Source organism: Chitinophaga japonensis, from assembly GCF_007830125.1.
GTDB classification, from domain to species: Bacteria; Bacteroidota; Bacteroidia; order Chitinophagales; family Chitinophagaceae; genus Chitinophaga; species Chitinophaga japonensis.
Map to the genome: position 1 here is coordinate 1903665 of NZ_VLLG01000002.1, position 22714 is coordinate 1926378.

Here is a 22714-nt window from a genome sequence, read left to right on the forward strand (position 1 = left end):
GCAACAAAAGGGCATTTCAGTATTTTTTGCCGCTATGAAGCCAATGAAACCACTTTGCCTGCGGTTACTGCTCCTGCTGTGCGCAGGGCTCCCGGCCTATGGGCAGCGCACCTATGCGCCGCATTCGGTATTGGCGGCTGGTACCTGGTACCGGCTGGCAGTTACCCATCCCGGCATTTACAAGATAACGGTAGCCCAGCTTGGCAGCATGGGCATTAATACGCAGGCGCTGCCGGCTGCCGCGGTGCGCATCTTTGGCGGCGGCGGGCAGATGCTCCCGGAAAACAACGGCATCCCCCGGCATGACGATCTCCCGGAAACGGCCCTCCTGGCGGCCGACGGAGGAGACGGGCTGCTGAACGGCGAGGACTACGTGCTGTTCTATGCGCCTGGCCCGCATGCCTGGGAGCGCCCGGCATCCTCCAATACCTTTACCCACCGGTATAATCTCTACAGTGACACCGCCTGGTATTTTATCACCATCGGGGAGCATGGCCGCCGCATAACGGCAGATGCGTCTTCCCCCCTTCCTACGGTGGAGGTGACCGCTTTTGATTACCGCGCTTTTTATGAGAAGGACAGCGTAAACCTGGTGAGCAGCGGCAAGCAGTGGTGGGGGCCCGTGTTCAGCAGCGCGCCCGGCAGCGCCCTTAGCCGGAATTATACCTTTACATTACCGGCCGCTCCTGTGGGGCCGGTGCAGGTAAGGGCCAGGGCGGCCGCTCGCAGTAACGGCAGCCGTTTTGATATCTCCGTCAGCCAGCAGGCAGCCGGCAGCCTGCACCTGGCGCCGGTGAGCGGCAATATCTTTGAAGCTTTCGCTATAGCTGCTACCGGCGCCTTCAGTGTCCCTGCCGCCAGCCCGCAAATAGAGATAGGAGTGCAGTTCTCCGGCGGCAATGGCAACCAGGGCTGGCTCGACTACCTGGAGCTGCAGGCCCGCTGCCCGCTGGTGTTGCCGGCGGGGGAGCCGCTCCTGTTCCGGGATGCGGCCAGTGCAGGCGCCGGCGCGGTAGCGCGCTTTACACTGGAGCAGGCCGGCGCCACCACCCAGGTATGGGACGTAACAGATGCCCTGCAGCCCGTACAGCTAAATGTGCAGCGCAGTGGCAGCCGCCTGCAGTTTGCACGCGACGCATCGGTGCTGCGGGAATACGCCGCTTTTGATCCCGCCCGGTTGCCGCAGCCAGCCTATGTTGGCACGACGCCCAACCAGGATCTGCACGCCACCCCGCCGGCGGACATGCTGATCATTACTACCGCGGCGCTGCGGCCTGCAGCAGACCGGCTGGCAGCTTACCATACCGCGCATGACCAGCTCCGGGTGCAGGTGGCAGACGTGCAGGAGATCTATAATGAATTTGCATCCGGCTCCCCCGATCCTGCCGCTATCCGCGACTTTGTGAAAATGTGCTACGACAGGGGAAGCGGCACGGCAGCCCCCCGCTTCCTGCTCCTGTTCGGGGACGCATCCTTTGATTACAGGCATCGCCTGCAGGGAAATACCAATGAGGTGCCTACCTGGCAGAGCGAGGCCTCCCTGGACCTGATCAATTCCTATCCCTCCGATGATTTCTTCGGCTTCCTGGACGATGCGGACGATATTACGGACATCAATGCGCCTAACCAGTTGGACATCGCCATAGGCCGCCTGCCGGTGCAAACGCTTACCCAGGCGCAGCAGGCGGTGGATAAGATCACGGGATATCACGATACGGCCAACTTCGGCCCCTGGCGCAACCGCCTCACTTTTGTAGCAGATGACGGGGACGATCACCTGCACTTGCAGGATGCGGAGGCCGTCAGCGCGGTGGCCGGGCAAAGCTGGCCGGGAGGCATCCAGGACAAGATCTACCTGGACGCCTATCCCAAAGTGCCATCGGCCGGCGGCAGCCGCTACCCCGAAGCGAACAGCGAGATACAGCGCCATATGCATAATGGCAACCTGGTATGGAACTATACCGGGCATGGCAGCTATTCGCGCCTGGCGGAGGAAGTAGTGGTAGACGCCACTACTATCCGGGACTGGGACAATGCCGGCCGCCTGCCCCTGATGATCACCGCTACCTGCGATTTTGCGCCTTTCGACAACCCGGGCTACACCTCGCTGGGCGAGCAACTGCTGTTGCAGCAGGAAGGCGGGGCCATTGCGCTGATGACCACCACCCGCGCGGTATTCGCCTACTCCAACCGGGTGATGAACGCCAATTACCTGCAGGTGGCCTTCACGCCGCTGGCAAACGGCCGTATGCCTACCCTGGGCGAAGCGGCCATGCTGGCAAAGAACCTTACCTATGCCAGCTACAGCGATGTGGCCAACAACCGCAAGTTCCAGCTACTGGGAGACCCGGCCCTCACGCTGGCCTTCCCGCAATACCGGGTGATAACGGATTCCATTAACGGTAACGATGTGCAAACGGTAACGGATACCCTGAAAGCGCTGGGCAAGTATGTGATAAAAGGCCATATTGCCGATGCGCAGGGCCAGCCGGTAACGGACTTTAACGGCACTTTGGACATAACCGTGTATGACAAGCCGGCAACGCTCCGCACCCTGGGTAATGACGCCGGCAGCGGCCCTGCAGATTACACACTGCAGCAGCAGGTGCTGTTCAGGGGCCGGCAAAGCGTGCAGAACGGGCAGTTCAGTTGCACCTTCATGGTGCCGAAAGATATAGATTACCGCCCCGGCGCCGGCAAGATCAGCTACTATGCAGCAGCAGCGCAGGCGGATGCCGGCGGCTGGTTTAACGGCTACCAGGTAGGCGGCACGGCCGCTGATCCCGCTACGGATACTACGGGGCCGCATATACAGGCTTTCCTGGAGACGGAGCTGTTCCGCAACGGGAGCATTACCGGCCCGGACCCGGTACTGTACGTAAAGCTGCACGACAGCAGCGGGATCAATACTTCCGGCTACGGCATCGGGCATGATATGGTAGCGGAACTGGATTCCTCCGGTCAGTATTATGTGCTGAATGATTGCTATACGGCCTCGCTGGACGATTTCCGGAGCGGCGTCATACAATACCCGTTGTACAACCTGCCGGAAGGCCCGCATGTGCTGACAATAAAAGCCTGGGATACCTACAACAACTCGGGTACGGCCATTTTACATTTTACAGTGATAAAGTCCTCCACGCTGGCAGTGCGGGAAGTGGGCAATTATCCGAACCCTTTTTCCGCTGAAACCCGGTTTTTCTTTACGCATAATCAACAGGGGCAGCTACTGGACGTAATTTTACAGGTTTTTACCAGCCAGGGCCAACTGGTAAAAACAAAACGGGAAACAATAAATGCTACCGGCAGCCGTTATGATGGCATGCTTTGGAATGGAACGGCCGACTCCGGTGCGAAGTTACCCCCTGGTATCTATTTTTACAGGATAACTGTCAGCACGAATAAAAACACCAAAATTTCGGGTGGAAAACTCATCTTATTCTAAAACCTATGCAAAAAAACACTAATTTCAGCATCCCTAGCCAGGCCCCTTTTCTTGATTATTTTAAATTAGGCGTTATTTTTACATCTTATTTCAAATATAAAAATTACATGATCCGTAAGGTAACATTGAGCCTCGTGTTCATTCTTTGTACTTTCATCTGTTTAAAAACCTCAGCACAGATAAATACAGGCGATCTTGATGGCCGTACCAATACCATCAATACAGCGGTGCCATTCCTGCGGATCTCCCCGGACGCCCGGAGCGGCGCCATGGGCGATGTGGGCGTAGCCCTTTCCCCGGACGCCAACGCCAACTACTGGAACCTGTCAAAACTGGCCTTTGCACCTAACAGGGCCGCTGTATCCGTTACCTATACGCCCTGGCTGAAAGAGCTGGTGAATGACGTGTTCCTGGCCAATGTAAGCGGCTATTACAAGCTGGATGATTACCAGACGCTGGGCGCTTCCCTGCGTTACTTTTCCCTGGGCACCATCAACTTTACGGATATCACCGGTATGCCCACTTACGACTACCGCCCCCGTGAATATGCTTTTGACGCCGGCTATGCCCGTAAATTATCAGAGAACTGGTCTTTGGGCCTGGCCCTCCGTTATATTTACTCCAACCTGGCCAGCGGTGATATCAATGGCCGCGTGATCCGCCCCGGTAAAGCCTTTGCAGGCGATGTGAGCGCCTTCTACACCAAGGAGATCGAAAAGGACGATGGTAACGTGAATACCTGGAACTTCGGGGTGGCTATCACCAACATCGGCACCAAAATATCCTACACCCAGTCCGCGCAGTATAAAGATTTCATTCCCACCAACCTGGGTATAGGCACCGCTTACACCCTGGGCCTGGACGAGTATAACAAGGTCACTTTTGCCCTGGACATCAACAAGCTGCTGGTGCCTACGCCGGACAGCACGGGCGCCTACCGCGAAAAGGGCGTGGTGGAATCCATTTTCTCCTCTTTCGGCGATGCCCCCGGCGGTTTCAGCGAAGAGCTGAAGGAGCTGATGTTCTCTTTGGGCGCGGAATACTGGTATAATAATATGTTTGCCGTGAGGGCCGGTTATTATAACGAGAACAAATACAAAGGGAACCGGAAATACTTTACCGCCGGCGTAGGAATAAAATACGATGTTTTCAACCTGAACTTTTCTTACCTGGTGCCTTCCGGCACCGGTATACAACGCAACCCGCTTTCCAACACCCTGCGCTTTACCCTGAGCTTTGACCTGGGCGGGAGCGACGAGTACAGCAACTGGTAGATAATGGCTAAAATACGCATAGGACAAGGAATAGATTTTCATCAGCTTACGGAAGGGCGGGCGTTCTGGCTGGGCGGCGTAGCCGTGCCGCATCATAAGGGCGCCCTGGGCCACAGCGATGCCGATGTGCTGCTGCACGCCATTTGCGACGCCATGCTGGGCGCGCTGGGGCTGGGTGATATCGGCGTGCATTTCCCGGATACAGATAATGCTTATAAGAATATAGACAGCAAGATACTCCTGGAGCGCTGTGCCGCGCTGATTGCCGGAAAAGGCTACCAGGTAGTGAATGTAGACAGCACCCTTTGCCTGCAGGCGCCCAAAATAAAACCATATGTGCCGCAAATGCAGGAAGTGATCGCCCGTATCCTGCATATTACTACTGCAGACGTATCCATCAAGGCCACCACTACCGAAAAGCTGGGCTTTGTAGGCCGGGAAGAAGGGGTAGTGGCGCTGGCCTCCGTTTTACTGGAACAGCAAGACTGAATAGCCTGAAATGTAAACTACTGTGCCACAAATGTTAAAGTAAAGCAAATGTTTTGCATTTGTGCAGGTATCCTTCCACTTTAACATTTGAAATGTAGTATTTTACATTTTACATTTCAATCATGGTTATCTTTGTCAAATGGCTGAAATAATAGTAAAGATCATTAACCGGTCGGCCAACCCGCTGCCGTCCTATGCTACGGCCGATGCAGCCGGCATGGATCTGCGGGCGCACCTGGAAACGGCTGTCACCCTGCAGCCCCTGGAAAGGACGCTGCTGCCTACCGGCCTGTTTATGGAGCTGCCGGCAGGTTACGAGGCCCAGGTAAGGCCCCGCAGCGGCCTGGCTATCAAGCAGGGCCTGACCCTGCTCAACACCCCTGGCACGATAGATGCGGATTACAGGGGAGAGATCAAGGTGATTATCATTAACTTGTCCAATGAACCGCAAACAATAGCGCCCGGCGACCGCATTGCGCAAATGGTGGTTTCGCCTGTTACGCAGGTAAAGCTGGAAGCCGTGGAAATATTAACAACAACGGAAAGAGGGAACGGTGGTTTCGGGCATACCGGAAAATCCTGAGGAATGCGTGTATTATTAACCGTTATAGGTTTGGGATGCGTGCTGGCCTGGTGCGCGTGCAGTGGTCCGAAGCACACGGCTGCAGGGAATGTGTATGCCATTAAAGACCCTACCCTGCTGCAGCAGCGGACAGACAGCCTCTTCTTTGCCGCACAGCGGTCCAAGATGCTGGGCGATTATAAGACCGCCATCACCCAGTTCTCCGACTACCTGCGCCTGAACAGGCACAATCCTACGGTTTATTACGAGCTTTCCCGCCTCTTCATGGAAGTGAACAACCCGGCCTACGCCCTGGGCTTTGCCCGGCGGGCCGCTGCCATGGATACTTCCAACCGCTGGTTCCAGTTGGCCCTGGCCGATGCCCTGGGCATAAACGGGCAGTTTGACAGCGCCGCCGCCGTGTACGCACGCCTGAGCCGCCAGTATCCTGAAAGCGAGGATTACCTTTTCAATAAAGCCATGCTCCTGTCCAAAGCAGGGAAAATAGATGATGCGCTGGCCGTGCTGAACCAACTGGAAGAGAAAACCGGCATAGTGGAAGAGCTGATATACCAGAAGCAGCGCCTGCTGCTGAAGCAGAGCAAAGTGGATGCCGCCGCCGCTGAAATACGCAAGCTGATAGACCAGTACCCCCAGGAGCTGCGCTACTACCAGTTGCTGGCGGAAGTGTATGACGCCAACGACCGCGTGAAGGAAGCTTCCGCGGTGTACCAGTATATACTGGACCGCGATTCCAGCAATGCGCGCTCCATGATAGCGCTGGCCAACTATGCCAAGCAGCGCGGCGACAGCGCCACTTACTGGCAATACCTGACACGCGCTTTTTCCAATCCCTATTATAGTATTGACGAGAAAGTAGCCTTTGTATATCCTTACCTGCAGATGCTGCAACTGGACAGCTCCAAGCTGCAGGAAGGGCTGCAGCTCACGCGTCTCGTAATAAAGGCGCACCCAACGGAGGCCAAGGCCTATGCCCTGCAGGCAGATATGTACTCGCAGGCGGATATCCTGGACAGTGCGCTGGTCAATTACAGGAAAGCCATCAGCCTGGACTCGTCCCGTTTTTCCGTATGGTACCAGCTTATGTGGATCTATTCCCGGCTGGACAACCCTGCGGAGCTGCTGAAAGCCGGTAAGGTGGTTACCGAGCGTTTCCCGGAAGAGTTCATGGGCTTTTACTTCAAAGGAGTAGCCTGCTACCTGCTGCAGCAATACCCCGACGCCATCGGTTCGCTGAAAAAAGCACTGACCCTGGGTAACGGGGATAAACGGTTCCTGGGGGATGTATACTCCCTGCTGGGAGATGCTTATCATGCCATCGGGCAGCACCCGCAATCGGACAGCAGCTACGAACATGCGCTGACCCTGCGCCCGGATGATGCCGTAGTGCTGAATAATTACAGTTACTACCTGTCACTGCGGGGAGAGCAACTGGAAAAGGCGGAGCGTATGTCGCGCCGCTCCCTGGAGCTGGAGCCCGGCAGCGCCACTTACATGGATACTTATGCCTGGATATTGTTCCGCCTCGGGAAATATGAGCAGGCCAGGCAGTGGATAGAAAGAGCCCTGGAGGACCCCGAGGCACAGAAAGACCCTAACGTGCTGGAGCACTACGGGGATATTTTATTTAACCTGAAAGATGTAGCCGGCGCATTGGAGTACTGGCAGCGGGCCAGGGAAAAGGGGGCTTCCTCTGTTGGTCTGGCCAGGAAGATCGCCGAAAAACGATACATTGATCTATAGTTACGCAGAAAGCCTAAAGCAGAAAGCTGCCTGTAGCGAATCTGTCCGCAGCAATCAGCTTCGTAGCTTTCTGCTTTAGGCTTTAAGCTTTCTGCGTTTAGCCAAAGAATATGAAGCAAATTGTTTTATCAGGAATAGCCGGTCTTATATTATTAGCGTCATGCAGGCATACGCGCGAGGTAGCACGCACTCCCTTCCCGGTAACAGACACTGCCGGCGTTGCAAAAAGTGACAGCGCTGCAGCCGGTACGCCGGCCCCCGGCCACCTGCTGGCCGGCATACAGAAAAACCACATTGACTTTACTACTTTTTCTGCCAAGCTGAAAATAGATTTTGAGAATGACCGGCAGCGCCAGCAGAATATCAGCACCAACATCCGGATGCAGAAGGACAGTGTGATATGGATCTCTGTATCCGCGCCCATCATTGGGGAAGTGGCGCGCGCCATCATTACGCCGGACAGCCTGAAGGCCTATGACAAGTTCAACAAGAAACTGTACCTGCGCGCCTTGAGCGATGCCAAAGACCTGCTGAACATACCGTTTGATTTCAGCACCCTGCAGGATATGATCATTGGCAACCCGGTGTTTTTAACAGACTCCATCTACCAGGTGGTGGCCACCCCGGCCATTATCTCCTTCAGTTGCGACAGCAGCCTGTATACCAGCCTTTTCAATGTGTTTGCAGATGATTACCTGCTGCAGCAGAGCAAGGTAATGGACAAGGACAGCATCCGCCACCGTTCCTGCGAGCTTACCTATGGAGAGTATAAGGAGGTGGCCGGCCACCGGTTCCCGACCCGCCGGCGCATTTTTGTGGAGGAGCAGCGCATTACCCGTATCGCGATGGATTTTAACCGCATGGATTTTGACCAGCCGCTGAGCTTTCCTTTCAATGTGCCTGTGTCCGGTTATACAAGGGAATAAAATTCCAAATTCCAAGGTCCAAATTCCAAACTGAATGTAATCGCCTGGCTACTTGATAATAATTCAGCAGTATGGGAAGCCTGCCTGAATTTTGGAATTTGGGTTTTGGAATTTGGAATTTCTGGAATTTGGAATTTAACTTTAACAAATGATCATGTTGTATCTGAAGAAGCTTATCCCGTTCCTGCTCATTATTTGGTTAGTGCCTGCCGCTTTGCAGGCGCAGAACAATAATCAGCTTTCACGGGAGGACCTGGAGCGCAGAAAAAGAGAGCTGCAGAAAGAAATAGATGAAGCCAACCAGGCGCTGAAGGAAACCAAGCGCTCCACCCGCGAGAGCCTGGGCCAGTTGCGGGCGCTGCGGAACAAGATCTACCTGCGTACCCGCCTGATCAATAATATCAATGAAGAGATCACCTTTATAAACCGTGATATCAATACTGCCTACCGCGATGTAAAAACACTGCAAAAGGACCTGGATACCCTGAAGGCGCAATATGCCCAACTGGTGGTATATGCCTATAAGAACCGCAGCGCGTATGACATGCTGAACTTTGTGTTCTCCGCACAGAGTTTTAACGATGCCATCCGGCGCTACCAGTACCTGAAGCAGTACCGCGATTACCGTCGCAGGCAGGCGGACAACATCGTGGAAACGCAGGAGCTGCTCAATAAAAAGATAGCGCACCTGCAGGGCCAGAAAGAGAAACGCGCCCAAACCCTGGAATCCGAACAGGAGCAGCGCAAAACACTGGAGGAAGATAAAAAGGAGAAGGACGAAGTGCTGAGCAAGCTGAAAGGCCGTGAAAAAGAGTTGCTCGCAGATATCAACAAACGGAAGAAGGATGCCCAGCAGGTACAGTCCGCCATACGCGCCGTGATCCGTCGGGAAATAGAAGAAGCGCGCCGGAAAGCCGAGGCCGAAGAGCTGGCCCGCAGGAAGGCGGCGGAGGAAAGGCGTAGAAGGGAAGAAGCCGCCAGGAAGGCCGCTGCTGCTGCCGCTGCCGCCAATAATACTGCTACCGTTGCTGCGCCTCCCCCCGCGGAAACACCTAAACCCGCACCGGTGGAAGAAACGCCTGCGCCCCGCAGCTCCAACGTACTGGAGGCTACACCGGAAGCGCTGGCGCTGTCAGAAGGATTTGAGAACAACAGGGGCAAGCTGCCCTGGCCGGTAACCAACGGCAATATCATCGGGCATTTCGGGCGGCAGCATCATGCCGTAATGGAAAGAATCAACGTGGAGAACGATGGTATCATTATCGCCACTTCCAAAGGCGCGGCTGTCAGGGCCATTTTTGAAGGAGAGGTAAGAAGGGTGATGGTCATTCCCGGCAGCGGGTACGTGGTCATGATACGGCATGGCCAGTATTTTACCAACTATGTGCGGCTGCAGACCGTTACTGTTAAAACAGGTGACAAAGTAAGGACCAGCCAGATGATAGGCACGGCCAGCACCAACGATATAGAGAACCAGGGTGAGGTAGAGTTGCAGATATACAAAGGCACTGCCAAGCAGAACCCTGAATACTGGATCATGAAGAGATAGCGGTAGTAGCTGCCGCTTTTTCTCTCACTCTTTCATACAACGCTTCATACTGCGGTACAATGTTGCTGATGTGAAAACGCTGCGCCTGTTCCAGCGCGCCTTTGCGCAGCGCAGCCAGCTTGTTTTCGTCTGATAGCAGCTCCACGGCGTGCGCGGCCATGCCGGCCACATCTCCCACCGGGCTGAGAAAGCCGGTTTTGCCATGAATATTCACCTCCGGCAGCCCGCCTGCATTGGAAGACAATACCGGCACCTGGGAAGCCATGGCTTCCAGGGCGGCCAAGCCAAAGCTCTCATATTCGGAGGGCAGCAGGAACAGGTCGCTGATGGACATCACATCTTCCAACTGCTCCTGTTTGCCAACAAAACGGATATCGTCGCATAAGTGCAGCTCACGGCACATGCACTCAATGGTGGGGCGGTCCGGCCCGTCGCCTACCAGCAGCAGCTTGGCAGGTAGCTGCTGCCGTACCCGCTGGAATACTTTCACCACATCGGGCACCCGCTTTACCTTGCGGAAATTGGACACGTGCAGTAATATCTTTTCGCCGTTGGGCGCAATGGCCTGCCGGAAATGGGCCAGGTCGCGGCGTTTGAAACGCTCCAGGTCCACAAAGTTGTAGATCACCTCAATATCCTTCTCTATCTGGAATGATTTGTAGGTCTCTTCCCGCAGGTTGTTGGAAACGGCGGTAATGGCGTCTGATTCGTTGATCGAGAAGGACACCACCGGCGCATAGGTCTTGTCTTTGCCCACCAGCGTAATATCCGTTCCATGCAGCGTAGTGATAAAAGGCACTACCCGGCCCTGTTTGCCCACGATCTGTTTGGCCAGGTAGGCCGTGCTGGCGTGGGGTATGGCATAATGCACATGCAGCAGGTCCAGGTGCTGGTTCAATATCACATCTACCATGGTGCTGCTGAGGGCGGACTCGTAGGGCGGAAAATCGAACAGCGGATAGGTAGGCACCTGCACCTCGTGATAATAGATATTTGCGTGAAAAGCGTTGAGCCGTACCGGTTGCTGGTAGGTGATGAAATGCACCATATGCCCTTTATCCGCCAGGGCCTTGCCCAGTTCTGTAGCTAACACACCGCTACCTCCATAGGTAGGGTAACATACTATACCAATTCGCATGGAATTACCTTTTTTATGCTTAACGCTGAACGCAAAATGCTTAACGCCGGGCGTCATCCGCAAAGATAACATTTTGCATTAAGCGTTCGGCATTAAGCTTCAGGCGTTTTGCGTTAAGCGTTCTATTTATTAGCTTTAGCGCAAAATTTGCCTGCTTTATGCTACGTTGCCTTTTGCCAATTTCATTTGTCTTTTCCATATCTGTAGCCACTGCGCAACAACACGACCAAGATTCCGTACAGTTACGCAAACTGGCCGATGAAGTGCTTACGCATAGCACCGCCTATGCAAATTTAAAGATACTTACCAAGGAGATCGGCGGCCGCCTGGCCGGATCGCCGGAGATGTACAAAGCGGAGCAATGGGGCGTAAAGGCCCTGCAGGCTGCCGGTGCAGACACGGTATACCTGCAGGAGTGCATGGTGCCGCACTGGGTAAGAGGCGACAAGGAGGAAGTGCGCATTATCTCCAAACGCCGTGATTTTGTGCCGCCCCTGCAGGTAACGGCCCTGGGCAATTCCGTAGGCAGCGATCCTGCCGGCATTACCGCGCCGGTGCTGGAAGTAAGCTCCTTCGATGACCTGGAGGCGAAAAAGGATGAGGTAAAAGGAAAGATCGTTTTTTATAACTACCATTTTAACCCCCGGTTCATCAAAACCTTCCATGCCTACGGCGACGCATTCATGTACCGTGCAGATGGCGCCAGCAGGGCTGCCAAATACGGTGCGCTGGCGGTGATCGTGCGTTCTATGTCGCATGCCGCCGATAATTTCCCGCATACCGGGGCTATGCGCTACAATGATTCCTTTCCCAAAGTACCGGCGGTAGCCATCGGGCTGGAAGATGCGGATCTGCTGAGCGACCGTATCAGGGATGACAAAGATATGAAGCTATACCTGCATACCAGTTGCCGCTTCCTGCCGGACACCATCGGGCATAATGTGATAGCGGAACTGCGGGGCAGCGAGCACCCGGACGAGATCATTACCGTAGGCGGTCACCTGGACTCCTGGGACGTGAATGAAGGTGCGCACGATGACGGCGCCGGCTGCGTGCAGTCCATAGAAGTGCTGCGCGCGTTCAAGGCCCTGGGCATACGCCCCAAACGTACCCTGCGGGTAGTGCTGTTTGCCAACGAGGAGAACGGCACCCGCGGCGCTAAAAAGTATGCAGATGCTGCCAGGGCGGCCGGCGAGCATCATCTCTTTGCGCTGGAAAGCGATGCCGGCGGCTTTACGCCGCGTGGCTTTACCCTCACCATGTCGCCGGCGCAGCGGGCCAAGGTGGAAAGCTGGAAAAACCTGTTCCTGCCCTATGGCCTGTACGATTTCTCCGAAGTAGGCGGCGGTGTGGATGTAGGGATGTTAAATGAAGCCCTGGGCACGCCCATGGGTGAACTTTCTCCGGACTCCCAGCGTTATTTTGACGTGCATCATGCCGCCTCCGATGTGTTTGAAGCGGTGAATAAGCGGGAGCTGGAGCTGGGCGCTTTCAGCATGGCGGCACTGATTTATATGATAGATAGATACGGGCTGTAGAAATAGAGAGTAAGAAGTAAGATGTAGGAAGTAAGAAAGGGCACAAGGTAGATGTCTTACATCCTATATCATACTTCTTATTTCATACATCTTACTTCCTTCTTCAAACTCAAAGCATGCGCAGGTTCGTCTTACTCGTAGTGGGCATTATTGTGCTCCTGCTGGCCGGGTTCATTGCCTACAAGTATTATTTTGTATTTGGCCGTGGCGTGAAGGCCGGCGAGCTCAATTTCTTTGTTCAAAAAGGCTACATTTTTAAAACCTATGAGGGCCGGCTGATCCAGACCGGCTACAGGTCCAGGCAGCCAGGCTCCATCCAGTCCAATGAATTTGAATTTTCCGTGGTGGATGAACGTGTGGCGCAAAAGCTCATGACCTGCAGCGGCAAGCTGGTGGAGCTGCATTACAGGGAGTACCTGGGCGCCCTGCCCTGGCGCGGTTTCAGCCCTTTTATTGTAGACAGTATCGTATCCGTTACGGACCCCATTACCAACAAACGGGAAGTGCCTTTTTAACCGGCGGCGTACAGCAGGAAAATGGCCGGCTTTTTATGCAGCTCCGGCAGGGCGGCTTTCCATTCCCGGATGGTTTTGGTATGAATGTACTCATCGGCGCCCGTAATGTCCGCTGCAATGCATAACCGCGTCTCTTCCCGGCAATGGGCCAGTATGTCTTTCAGCAGTTGATTGTTCCGGTAAGGTGTTTCAATGAATATCTGTGTCTGGTCTTTCTTCTGGGAGAGCGTTTCCAGCTCCCGGATGGCCTTTGTACGCTCTGGCGGTTTTACCGGCAGGTAACCGGTGAACTGGAAGTTTTGCCCGTTCATGCCGGAAGCCATCAGCGCCAGCAGGATGGAGTTGGGGCCTACCAGTGGTATTACGGCGGCATCTATGCGGTGCGCGGCCTGTACTACCAGGTGCCCCGGATCTGCGATGCCCGGGCAGCCGGCCTCGCTCATAATGCCAATGTCATGGCCTTCCCGCAGCAGCCGCTGGGCCAGCGCCGTATCCGGCGGGTGATGCGCATGCATCAGGTGCAACTGCAGTTCGTCAATGTTAATATTCCGGTCCAGCGCTTTCAGGAAGCGCCTGGCGGTACGCTCGTTCTCCACAAAGAACACCTTCAGCCGCTGCGCCACGGCAGTAATATAGGCCGGGATGGTATGCAGCGCATCCGGGCTCAATACGGTGGGTATGAGGTATACTTTGCCGGCAGGATTCATTACAGCAGGCGTTTATCTTGTAAGTGAATGGTAGCGGCTATTACCGCGTAGGAGGGGGCCAGCAGCCATCCCAGCAGGGGGATGAACAGGAACAGGTAGAACACTATGCCATTGCCCAGGGCCATGCCCCGGTGCTCCTTGATGAAGGCGATGCTTTGCCGCATGTTCATCCGGTGCCGCTCACAGCTATAATCCATCATGGAAAAGCCGAAGAAGTAGCATTCCACCAGGAAGCCCACCAGCGGCGTGATCCAGCCTACTACCGGGATGAACGACAGTATGAACAGCAGCAGCAGGCAGATGGTCTGGTACACCATATTCCGCAGGGACAGTTTGATGCCTCTCAAAATATCTTTCATCAGTTGCCCCATGCTGAACGGGAAATCCCGGCGCTGCAGGATGGCCTCCGTCTTCTCCGACAGGTAGGCAAACAGCGGGGAGCCGATGATCAGGAAGAGATACTTGAAATAGGAGAAATACAGTAGCAGCAGGAGTATGCGGATGGAAAAGGCCAGGAGGATGAACACAAAGCTTACCCAACTGCTTTCCAACTCCTGTATCCAGGTGCGCAGCGGCAGCAGGCCAAACAGGTAATTCACAAAATCACCGGAGTAGCCCCACACAAAATAAATACCGGCAATAAACAGCAGGCAGTAAATGATACCGGGTAAGAGTATCCACTTCCACAGTTTATGCCGGTTGATAAATTGATGCGCCTTCCCGTAACATTGCACTGCTGCAACGATTTCTCTGAATGAAAACAAGGTCCGTTACTTTTAGTTTAATTGAATGATCGGGTAAATAACTAAAAATCAACGGAACGAAGGTAAAATTTTTTTAGCCATTAGCTTTTAGTGATTAGCTTTTAGCCGCCTAGCTTTTAGTTATAGATACAAGTTTTTAGCTACGAAGCTAATCGCTGATAGCTGGCTGCCGGTTTAGAATTTCGGGCAAAGGGTCTTGTACTTGCTGTTTCCGTTTGAGCGGTGAATGTAGATGACGGATATTTCCATGCCGCCCCGGTAGTTGGAGGCCGGTTTGAGGCTGGACACGTTCAGGTCATAGGTAAGGCCTACGTTAAAACCGCCTATTTCCAGTCCCACATAGGGATTGATGGCGTCTTTCAGGCGGTACCAGCTACCCAGGTAGAACATGGTCGGGTTATCGTCCGGCACGCCGCTGAGGTTAAAACCGTAAGCAGCGCCGAAAGAGGTTTCCGAAGCAGTGCTTTGTTTCATGTACAGTGCGCTGGCATGTATGCGGTTAATGCCATGTACCGGGAAGGAGCCGCCGCCGTGTATGGTGTACCGGTAGCTGAGCCGGTTGTTGTTCTGGCTCATAAAGGTTTCGGTAGGCTGGGTAATGTGGTAGTAGGAAGCGCCCAGGTAAATGTTGGAAGCTTCGCCTACCAGGCCATTATAGAGGATGCCCACATTGGGATCAAAGTAGGATATTTTAGGATTGGTGAGTGTTTCGCTGCTGGGCAGGCCCGGGTTGTAGCCGTTGTTATCTATCTGGCTTTCAAATATCAGCTTGCTCTGGTCCACACGTTTCTGCATCCAGGCGCCCTGCAGGCCGATGGCCAGGGTATGGTTGCCCTCCGGGTCCAGGCCTTTGTGATAGGCCGTGCTGATGGCAATGTAATTGGAAACCAGCGCGCCGCCCCCTGTTTTATCGTACAGCGCCATTACGCCTACGCCCCATATATCTGTATAGGATATAACGTTCTTTAATATACTGAAGTCGGCGGAAAGGGTGCCGGTAACATAAGGAGTGGCGATGCTTCTCCATTGGGAGCGATAGTTGCCCGCTACGCGGAAATCGCCTGAGAACAGGCCGGTAAAAGCCGGGTTAAGGGTCAGCGGGGAGGCAAAGAACTGCGAGAAATGCGGGTCCTGCGCCCTGCTGGCAGGGATCAAATATAGGATAATGGTTAAAAATAGTAATGCCTTTTTCATAAAGGTTAATACATTATGGTATAGGATAGGATTACATGTCACTTTTCCGGTGTAAGGTACGAAAAGCGGTTAATATTTCAAATTAAATTCATATAATATATAACGAACTACTGCTGCAATTTGTTACCAAAGGCCAGGTCGCCGGCGTCTCCAAGGCCGGGCACAATATACCCTTTGGCGGTCAGTTCGTCATCAATATCGCCTGCCCAGATGCTGAGGTTGGAGCTGGCATGGCGCTGAACGTATTCAATACCAATGGTGCAGGCAATGGCTACCACCAGGTGAATGTGCTTGGGCTTGCCCAGGTCCTCCAGGTGCTCGATGGTTTTTACCAGGGAGGCCCCGGTAGCCAGCATGGGGTCTGAGAGGATCACTACCTGGCCCTCAATGGAGGGGCTGGACACATACTCCAGGCTGATATCAAAAGAGCCGTCACTTTTGTGCTTGCGGTAGGCGGAGATGAAAGCATGGTCGGCTTTGTCGAAATAATGCAGCAGTCCCTGGTGCAGGGCGAGACCGGCGCGGAGAATGGTGGCCAGCACTGGCTGCTGTTTTAAAACCCGGCAGGTGGCAATGCCCAGGGGCGTTTGCACTTCCTTTTCCTCGTAATCGAGCGTTTTGCTGATCTCGTAGGCGGCTACCTCGCCCAGGCGCTCCAGGTTGCGCCTGAAACGCATCCGGTCTGTCTGTACCTCCATACTCCTGATCTCGCTTAGCCATTCACCTACCAAAGAATTTGTGTCGCTCAGATTAATGATCATTGCTTGCCGTTTGTGGGGCAAAATACAGAAATATAGTGAAAAGCGAAGCGTGAAAGGTGAAGGGAAAGCGGCCTTCACCTTTCGCTCCTCACCTTTTACAACTGTAGCAGCGCCGCTTTCTTCACTAATTGTATAAATTCCGAACGGTAGCCTTCCGGGTCCCCGCCTTTGGCGCCGCGGGCCAGCGCCAGCACCTGGTCATAGCTGGCCTGCCCTTTATAGGCGGAGTTGCGCAGCAACTGGCCAAAGGCGGCTACTGCCGCGCACATGCGGAAGTCGGCCGGGGCCTGCGCCATGTCCTGCTGCCGGTAGCTCAGCACCTGGGTGATCAACTGGCTGTGATTGTCTGCCGGCTGCTTATACCGCAATTTTACCGTCAGCACTTCATGGCTGTCCTGGCTGATCACGGACTTTTGCTGGTATTTGAGCGGGTCCACCCAGTTAACGGCATTGGGCCTGGCCCCGGCGGGAATAATTTCGTACAGGGCGGTTACCGTATGGCCGGCGCCCATATCCCCGGCATCTTTCCGGTCGTTGTTGAAATCCTCGTTTTGCAGCAGGCGGTTCTCATAGCCCACCAGGCGGTATGCCTGCACAAATTTTGGATTGAATTCCACCTGCAGCTTCACATCCTTGGCAATGGTAAACAGGGTGCCGCCAAACTCCGTCACAAAAGTGCGGCGGGCCTCCTCGAAATTGTCGATGTAGGCATAGTTGCCGTTACCTTTATCGGCCAGCAGCTCCAGCTTGTTGTCCTTGTAATTGCCCATGCCAAAGCCCAGTACGGACAGGAAAATGCCTCGTTCCCTTTCCTGTTCTATCATGCGCTGCAGCTCGCCATCGCTGGAAGCGCCTACGTTAAAATCGCCATCTGTGGCCAGTATCACGCGGTTGTTACCGTTTCTCAGGAAATTTTCGGCTGCTGTTTTATAGGCCAACTGTATGCCTGCGCCGCCAGCCGTGGAGCCGCCCGCCTGCAATTTGTCCAGTGCATCCAGTATGGTGGTTTTTTCACTGCCGGAAGTGGCGGGCAGCACCAGCCCGGCTGCGCCGGCATATACCACGATGGCCACCCGGTCTGCGGGGCGCAGTTGCTGCACCAGGGTTTTGAGCGCGTGCTTTACCAGGGGCAGTTTGTTAGGCGCTTCCATGGAGCCGGATACGTCTACCAGGAACACCAGGTTGGAGGGCGGTATTTTGTCTGCCGTTACAGTACGGCCTTTCAGGCCAATGCGCACCAGTTGGTGGGCGGGATTCCAGGGGCACACGGCCATATCGGTGTAGATGGCCACCGGGTCCTTGCCGCGGGGCGCGGCATACTGGTAATCAAAGTAATTGATCATCTCTTCCACCCGCACCGCATCGGCCGGCGGCAACTGGCCGCTGTTCAGGAAGCGGCGCACATTGCTGTAGGAAGCCCGGTCCACATCCGCGGAAAAAGTGCTGAGCGGCTGGTCCGTAACCGCATGAAAATCATTTTCATTGACAGGGCTATAATCTTCGGTATTGAAGGCCGGCGGGGGCGGGGCCATTCTCCGCTCCGCATAGGCTATAGCCACACCCGGGGCGCTGTGCATGGCCATATCGTGAACCAGCCGGGCTTTCCTTTGCTGCGCTATTTCGCGTTCCTGGAGCAGCATCGCCGGTTGCAGGCGGAAATGCGCTTCCGTAGCGCCATCATTGACCAGCAGCTCCTGCATGTTGTAGCCGCTATAGAGGGCCTGCAGCCTTACCGGGCCTGCCGGCACCTGCAGCCGGAAAGCGCCTTTGGCATCTGTAATGGCGGAAGGGCTGCCGCCTTTTACCCGTACAACGACTTTCGGCAGCAGGGCATTGGTAGCGGCATCGCGCACGGTGCCGGTAATGATGCGGGGCTGCGCGGTGGCAGCCAGGGCAGCAAAGCAGGCCATCAGCAGCAGGGAAAGATATTTTTGCATAACTTAATTATTTTGATCTGTTAATAATGTTATTTAGCGGTCAGATCGAACCTCGCGTTATCATGCCCCAGCGGAAGCAATGTGCGTGACGCTCGGTTTGATCCGTTAACAGGATGCAGGAAAAGGGGACGATTCCATATTATCTTTGACAAAATTTTTTCGGAATGGTATATAACGTTATAGGGATTATGTCCGGCAGCTCGCTGGACGGGCTGGATATAGCCATGGCAGAGCTGACCGAAGTGAGGGGGAAATGGGAATATGTGATCAAAGCGGCGGAATGCCTGCCGTATGAGCCGGAATGGGTGGCGCAACTGGCGGGTGCCACGGCCCTGCCGGCGGGGGAATACCTGCTGTTGCACAGCCGTTACGGCCATTATATCGGTCAAAAAGTGCTGCAGTTCATTGCACAGCACCAACTGGAGCACCAGGTGCATTTCATCGCTTCTCACGGACATACCACTTTTCATATGCCGGCCGAAAAAATGACGGCGCAGTTAGGCGAGGGGGCGGCCATTGCCGCCGTGACCGGTCTGCCCGTGATCAGCGACCTGCGCGCCATGGACGTAGCGCTGGGCGGACAGGGCGCCCCCATTGTGCCCATCGGTGAGCAATTGCTGTTGTCCGGCTACCAGTACTGGCTGAACCTGGGTGGCATTGCCAACATATCCGCCAACCTGCCGGAAGGATTTACCGCATTTGACATCTGCCCCTGCAACCGTGTGCTGAATGCGCTGGCGCAGGAGCTGGGCCGGGAGTATGACGAGAACGGGGCGCTGGCCGCCGGCGGGCTTACGGACAAGCCTTTGCTGGAGGTGCTGAACGCTTTGCCTTACTATGAAGAGAAATGGCCCAAGTCACTGGCCAATGAGTTTGGCACCGGCACCGTGCTGCCCCTGGTACAGCGTTCCCGCCTGAGCGTACAGGGCAAGCTCAATACCTATACGCATCATATAGCCATACAGGTAGCCGGCGCAGTAGCCATGCTGCAGCAGGGCCATGCGCCGGCGGAGGAGCAGCAGATGCTGATCACCGGCGGCGGCGCCTTTAACGGCTACATGGTACAGCAGCTACAGGCGCAGTTGCTGCCTTATAATGTGAAGGTGGTAATACCGGATGAGCAGACCATACAATTCAAGGAAGCATTGATCATGGCGCTGATAGGAGCGCTGCGCTGGCGGCAGGAGCGGAACGTGCTCAGCTCCGTTACCGGCGCACAGCGCGACAGCGTGGGCGGCGCGCTCTGGCAATCGTAAAGCTACAGGAGGAGTGGCCGCGGTGTTACTCCTCCTTCAGCTCCTGCAGTACGCGCTTTATCTGCTTCAGGTATTTGCCGTAAAGCTGCTTTACCCACAGTTCCGTTAATGCAATGGTCAGGGCAATGGCCAGGCAGAAAACAGTGATAAACGCGCTGATGATCCTGTTGGAAAGCATATCCATGTTCCCGTCATGCATGCGTTTGTTGGCGAGTATCATGGTTACGATAACGATCATGATAGGGATGAGGGAAAAAGAGAAGGCCTTATATATTTCAATGTTCAGCTTAATATCATAGTACACTTCATACAGGTTATCCTTTGAGTTGAGCGTGTTGGTATTCAGCCGTTTATAGAAGAAGTAGAATTTGGAGAAGTAAAATATGCTGAGCGCTACCATCATGGTATACATGATGTAATAGGGAGCTACAAAAACGCTGTGAAATTTTATCAGGGAAGGGAAAAATCCCATGATCACTATTAAGACCACCTGTGCCACGAATTCATTACGCATATTGCGCCTGATCCGTTCCACGGGCGTTTTTACGGTTTTCAGCCGCTCCAGGTTCCCCGGTACAGGTATGTCGTCGCCTTTGTCGCTATCCCAGGCAGCTTGCAGATCATCAAAATTCATAACCCTGTTGTTTAATTAGTTCTTTCAATTTTGTTTTGGCCCTGTTGAGCTTTACCCGGGCATTGCCCTCGCTGATGCCCAGGTTTTCCCCGATCTCTTTATGGGAGCATTTTTCGAGATGGTAAAATATCAATGCTTTCTCTATTTTCTCCAGCTTTTGTACGGCCTTGTAGAAGTGCGCCAGTTGTAGCTCTTTTTGTGCGGCGGGACTGTCTTCCGCCGCTATGTTCAGCGGCATTTCAGCGGAGCCGTTAATTTTTTTACGTTCTTTTTTAAAGAAAACCACTGCCGTGTTCAGCGCCACCCGGTACATCCAGGTAGAGAATTTGCTCTGCTGCTGGAAGGAATCAAAAGACCGCCAGAGCTGGTATATGATTTCCTGGAAAAGATCCTGCTGATCTTCCGCCGTATCCATATACATCCGGGATATCTTATGAATAATTCCTTTATGCGCCTCGATCAACTCCAGGAATGCTGTTTCCTTGTTTTTCAAAGTCAGGGTTTCTTTGCTGTATTAGTATGCGCTGCGTGGAGTTTGTTACAGCGGCTGCGGCCACTAGCCGGCAGTGACCGGTATGAACCGGAATGCATCCCCGTCAAACAGGCCTTTGTCACTTAGCTTCAGGTGCGGGATCACCAGCAAGGCCATGAAGGAGAGCGTCATAAAAGGCGCCGCCAGGTTGCTGCCCAGGCCTTTGGCCGCCTGGTCCAGCGCGCTGTACCGTTCCGCTACGGCATAGCCGTCCAGGGGGCTGATCAGTCCTGCTACGGGCAGGGGCAGTACCTGCAGGCTGGCGCCATCTGCCACGCTGATGCCGCCCTGCTCCTGTATCACGGCGTTCACTGCAGCGCAGAGGCTTTCATCGTCCACGCCCACGGCAATGATGTTGTGGCTGTCATGCGCCACGGAGGAGGCGATGGCGCCGGTAGTAAAGCCGAAATTCCGGATAAAGCCCAGCGCTACAGGGGCGGGCTGGTAGCGGTTCACCACGGCAAGCTTCAATATATCCCGGGCGGGATCGCTGTACAGCGCTCCATCCGTTACCGGCAGGGCTGCGTGAATATTGTTGGTGATCAGTTGACCGTCCAGCGCTTCTATCACGTGCACGTTCACGGGCTGCCCGTCCTTGCCTGCAGCGGGTATGCGAAAATCCGACGGCTGGTGCGGGCGGCATTCAAAATTATTGAGAATGCCGGCAGGCACGGGCGCTATCAGGGTTTTGCCGGCGGCGGCTACCTGCGTGCCGTTGATGTAAGTGGCCAGGATATTAAAGTCGGTAGTATTGTCGATAATGATCAGGTCTGCCGGGTCGCCTTCCCGCAGCAGCCCTGTTCCCGGCTGGTAGTGGAGAGCAGGGTTCACGCAGGCGGCCCGCAGTACTTTGAACAGGTCTATGCCCAGCGCCAGCGCACGTTTTACAAGGAGGTTGATGTGGCCTTCCACCAGGCTGTCCGGGTGCTTGTCGTCACTGCAGAACATGATCTTTTCCGGGTGCTCGTGCAGCAGTGGGATCAGGGCATCAAAGTTCTTGGCGGCGCTGCCTTCCCGTATTAATATGTGCATGCCGTACTGCAGCTTGTCCTGCGCTTCCTCCAGGGTAAAGCATTCATGATCCGTACTGATGCCGGCGGCAATATACCGCTGTGCATCGGCGCCCCGCAGGCCCGGCGCATGTCCGTCCACCGGCTTGCCGGCCCGCCTGGCCGCGGCGATCTTGGCCATTACCTCCGGCTGCTGCTGCAGCACGCCGGGGAAGTTCATCATTTCAGACAGGTACCTGATGTCCGGGCTTTGCAGCAGGGCCTCTACATCCGCTACGCTTACGGTGGCGCCGGCGGTTTCAAAAGGTGTGGCGGGCACGCAGGAAGGGACGCCGAAGCAGAATTTGAACGGCGCTTGCCTGCCGTTGTCAATCATGTACTGCACGCCTTCCACGCCCAGCACATTGGCTATTTCATGCGGGTCCGACACGGTGGCCACGGTGCCATGCACTACGGCCAGCCGGGCAAATTCCGCCGGGGTAAGCATGGAGCTTTCAATATGCACATGCGCGTCTATAAAGCCCGGCAGCAGGTACTGCTCATAGGGCTGTTTCTCCCGCACGATCTGTTGAATGCGGCCGTCCGCTATGTGCACGGTGGCCGGGTATATTTCCTGTTGCAGGATGTCTATCAGGTTGCCGGAAAGCTGGAAAGCGTTCATTGGATAAAGATAGGGCAGGATTGGTGCAATTCTTGTATTTTGTGGTGTCTAAAAATAC

General features: G+C 54.7%; 19 protein-coding genes. 10 read left to right on the top strand and 9 right to left on the bottom strand.

The features are described from left to right. Positions 1 to 34 precede the first annotated feature (34 nt). From porU to LX66_RS07890, 7 genes are all read left to right on the top strand, one after another. Complete coding sequence (gene porU / locus LX66_RS07860; RefSeq protein WP_145711522.1) at positions 35 to 3445, top strand: type IX secretion system sortase PorU; 3411 nt, start codon at positions 35 to 37, stop codon at positions 3443 to 3445. 107 nt (positions 3446 to 3552) lie between these two features. Beyond that, complete coding sequence (gene porV, locus LX66_RS07865) at positions 3553 to 4719, top strand: type IX secretion system outer membrane channel protein PorV (protein WP_145711524.1); 1167 nt, start codon at positions 3553 to 3555, stop codon at positions 4717 to 4719. Between the two features lie 3 nt (positions 4720 to 4722). Next, a complete protein-coding gene (gene ispF, locus LX66_RS07870; RefSeq protein ID WP_145711526.1) occupies positions 4723 to 5208 on the top strand; it encodes a 2-C-methyl-D-erythritol 2,4-cyclodiphosphate synthase in 486 nt (161 codons plus the stop codon). Positions 5209 to 5347: 139 nt separating this feature from the next. Then, complete coding sequence (gene dut, locus LX66_RS07875; protein ID WP_145711527.1) at positions 5348 to 5791, top strand: dUTP diphosphatase; 444 nt, start codon at positions 5348 to 5350, stop codon at positions 5789 to 5791. 3 nt (positions 5792 to 5794) lie between these two features. Next, entirely contained in the window at positions 5795 to 7534 is a 1740-nt protein-coding gene (locus LX66_RS07880; RefSeq protein WP_145711529.1) for a tetratricopeptide repeat protein, read from the top strand. A 110-nt stretch (positions 7535 to 7644) separates the two neighbouring features. Next, a complete protein-coding gene (locus LX66_RS07885; RefSeq protein WP_145711531.1) occupies positions 7645 to 8460 on the top strand; it encodes a DUF4292 domain-containing protein in 816 nt (271 codons plus the stop codon). Positions 8461 to 8608: 148 nt separating this feature from the next. Next, entirely contained in the window at positions 8609 to 10009 is a 1401-nt protein-coding gene (locus tag LX66_RS07890; RefSeq protein ID WP_145711533.1) for a murein hydrolase activator EnvC family protein, read from the top strand. Here LX66_RS07890 and bshA read toward each other — a convergent pair. Beyond that, entirely contained in the window at positions 9996 to 11147 is a 1152-nt protein-coding gene (gene bshA / locus LX66_RS07895) for an N-acetyl-alpha-D-glucosaminyl L-malate synthase BshA (protein WP_145711536.1), read from the bottom strand. The genes LX66_RS07890 and bshA overlap by 14 nt on opposite strands. A 158-nt stretch (positions 11148 to 11305) precedes the next feature. On the opposite strand from bshA, the gene LX66_RS07900 reads away from it, so the two are divergent. Both LX66_RS07900 and LX66_RS07905 read left to right on the top strand, forming a co-directional pair. Continuing rightward, a complete protein-coding gene (locus LX66_RS07900; protein WP_145711538.1) occupies positions 11306 to 12685 on the top strand; it encodes a M20/M25/M40 family metallo-hydrolase in 1380 nt (459 codons plus the stop codon). A 116-nt stretch (positions 12686 to 12801) separates the two neighbouring features. After that, entirely contained in the window at positions 12802 to 13200 is a 399-nt protein-coding gene (locus LX66_RS07905; RefSeq protein ID WP_145711540.1) for a hypothetical protein, read from the top strand. Here the strand turns inward: LX66_RS07905 and LX66_RS07910 are convergent. The 5 genes from LX66_RS07910 to LX66_RS07930 all read right to left on the bottom strand — a co-directional run bounded on the left by LX66_RS07910 (position 13197) and on the right by LX66_RS07930 (position 18563). Beyond that, on the bottom strand, positions 13197 to 13907 hold the full coding sequence (locus LX66_RS07910) for an SAM-dependent methyltransferase (protein ID WP_145711542.1): 711 nt from the start codon (positions 13905 to 13907) through the stop codon (positions 13197 to 13199). The genes LX66_RS07905 and LX66_RS07910 overlap by 4 nt on opposite strands. Next, positions 13907 to 14671, bottom strand: coding sequence for an EI24 domain-containing protein (locus tag LX66_RS07915; RefSeq protein ID WP_145711544.1), 765 nt, complete (start codon positions 14669 to 14671; stop codon positions 13907 to 13909). Before LX66_RS07915 ends, LX66_RS07910 begins: the two co-directional genes overlap by 1 nt. A gap of 174 nt (positions 14672 to 14845) precedes the next feature. Further along, positions 14846 to 15865: a PorP/SprF family type IX secretion system membrane protein gene (locus LX66_RS07920; RefSeq protein ID WP_145711545.1), complete on the bottom strand. Its 1020-nt coding sequence runs from the start codon at positions 15863 to 15865 to the stop codon at positions 14846 to 14848. A 107-nt stretch (positions 15866 to 15972) separates the two neighbouring features. Then, the gene (gene upp, locus LX66_RS07925; protein ID WP_145711547.1) at positions 15973 to 16626 is read right to left on the bottom strand and encodes a uracil phosphoribosyltransferase; all 654 of its coding nucleotides are present in this window, start codon (positions 16624 to 16626) and stop codon (positions 15973 to 15975) included. Between the two features lie 95 nt (positions 16627 to 16721). After that, positions 16722 to 18563, bottom strand: coding sequence for a YfbK domain-containing protein (locus LX66_RS07930; protein ID WP_145711549.1), 1842 nt, complete (start codon positions 18561 to 18563; stop codon positions 16722 to 16724). 164 nt (positions 18564 to 18727) lie between these two features. Between LX66_RS07930 and LX66_RS07935 the strand changes: the two genes are divergently transcribed. Continuing rightward, positions 18728 to 19819 (top strand): anhydro-N-acetylmuramic acid kinase, encoded by a 1092-nt coding sequence (locus LX66_RS07935; RefSeq protein ID WP_145711551.1) that lies wholly within the window; start codon positions 18728 to 18730, stop codon positions 19817 to 19819. Positions 19820 to 19844: 25 nt separating this feature from the next. Here LX66_RS07935 and LX66_RS07940 read toward each other — a convergent pair whose 3' ends face one another. The 3 genes from LX66_RS07940 to ade form a co-directional block, all read right to left on the bottom strand. Further along, positions 19845 to 20453: a hypothetical protein gene (locus LX66_RS07940; RefSeq protein ID WP_145711553.1), complete on the bottom strand. Its 609-nt coding sequence runs from the start codon at positions 20451 to 20453 to the stop codon at positions 19845 to 19847. Then, positions 20443 to 20946, bottom strand: coding sequence for an RNA polymerase sigma factor (locus LX66_RS07945; protein WP_145711555.1), 504 nt, complete (start codon positions 20944 to 20946; stop codon positions 20443 to 20445). The genes LX66_RS07940 and LX66_RS07945 overlap by 11 nt, the downstream gene beginning before the upstream one ends. A 63-nt stretch (positions 20947 to 21009) precedes the next feature. Continuing rightward, positions 21010 to 22656 (bottom strand): adenine deaminase, encoded by a 1647-nt coding sequence (gene ade / locus LX66_RS07950; protein ID WP_145711557.1) that lies wholly within the window; start codon positions 22654 to 22656, stop codon positions 21010 to 21012. Positions 22657 to 22714 lie beyond the last annotated feature (58 nt).

Excerpts from the sequence above, each read along its gene's own strand:
- porU (WP_145711522.1), top strand. The coding sequence starts at position 35 with ATGAAGCCAATGAAACCACTTTGCCTGCGGTTACTGCTCCTGCTGTGC.
- porV (WP_145711524.1), top strand. The coding sequence starts at position 3,553 with ATGATCCGTAAGGTAACATTGAGCCTCGTGTTCATTCTTTGTACTTTC.
- ispF (WP_145711526.1), top strand. The coding sequence starts at position 4,723 with ATGGCTAAAATACGCATAGGACAAGGAATAGATTTTCATCAGCTTACG.
- dut (WP_145711527.1), top strand. The coding sequence starts at position 5,348 with ATGGCTGAAATAATAGTAAAGATCATTAACCGGTCGGCCAACCCGCTG.
- LX66_RS07880 (WP_145711529.1), top strand. The coding sequence starts at position 5,795 with ATGCGTGTATTATTAACCGTTATAGGTTTGGGATGCGTGCTGGCCTGG.
- LX66_RS07885 (WP_145711531.1), top strand. The coding sequence starts at position 7,645 with ATGAAGCAAATTGTTTTATCAGGAATAGCCGGTCTTATATTATTAGCG.
- LX66_RS07890 (WP_145711533.1), top strand. The coding sequence starts at position 8,609 with ATGATCATGTTGTATCTGAAGAAGCTTATCCCGTTCCTGCTCATTATT.
- bshA (WP_145711536.1), bottom strand. The coding sequence starts at position 11,147 with ATGCGAATTGGTATAGTATGTTACCCTACCTATGGAGGTAGCGGTGTG.
- LX66_RS07900 (WP_145711538.1), top strand. The coding sequence starts at position 11,306 with ATGCTACGTTGCCTTTTGCCAATTTCATTTGTCTTTTCCATATCTGTA.
- LX66_RS07905 (WP_145711540.1), top strand. The coding sequence starts at position 12,802 with ATGCGCAGGTTCGTCTTACTCGTAGTGGGCATTATTGTGCTCCTGCTG.
- LX66_RS07910 (WP_145711542.1), bottom strand. The coding sequence starts at position 13,907 with ATGAATCCTGCCGGCAAAGTATACCTCATACCCACCGTATTGAGCCCG.
- LX66_RS07920 (WP_145711545.1), bottom strand. The coding sequence starts at position 15,865 with ATGAAAAAGGCATTACTATTTTTAACCATTATCCTATATTTGATCCCT.
- upp (WP_145711547.1), bottom strand. The coding sequence starts at position 16,626 with ATGATCATTAATCTGAGCGACACAAATTCTTTGGTAGGTGAATGGCTA.
- LX66_RS07930 (WP_145711549.1), bottom strand. The coding sequence starts at position 18,563 with ATGCAAAAATATCTTTCCCTGCTGCTGATGGCCTGCTTTGCTGCCCTG.
- LX66_RS07935 (WP_145711551.1), top strand. The coding sequence starts at position 18,728 with ATGGTATATAACGTTATAGGGATTATGTCCGGCAGCTCGCTGGACGGG.
- LX66_RS07940 (WP_145711553.1), bottom strand. The coding sequence starts at position 20,453 with ATGAATTTTGATGATCTGCAAGCTGCCTGGGATAGCGACAAAGGCGAC.
- ade (WP_145711557.1), bottom strand. The coding sequence starts at position 22,656 with ATGAACGCTTTCCAGCTTTCCGGCAACCTGATAGACATCCTGCAACAG.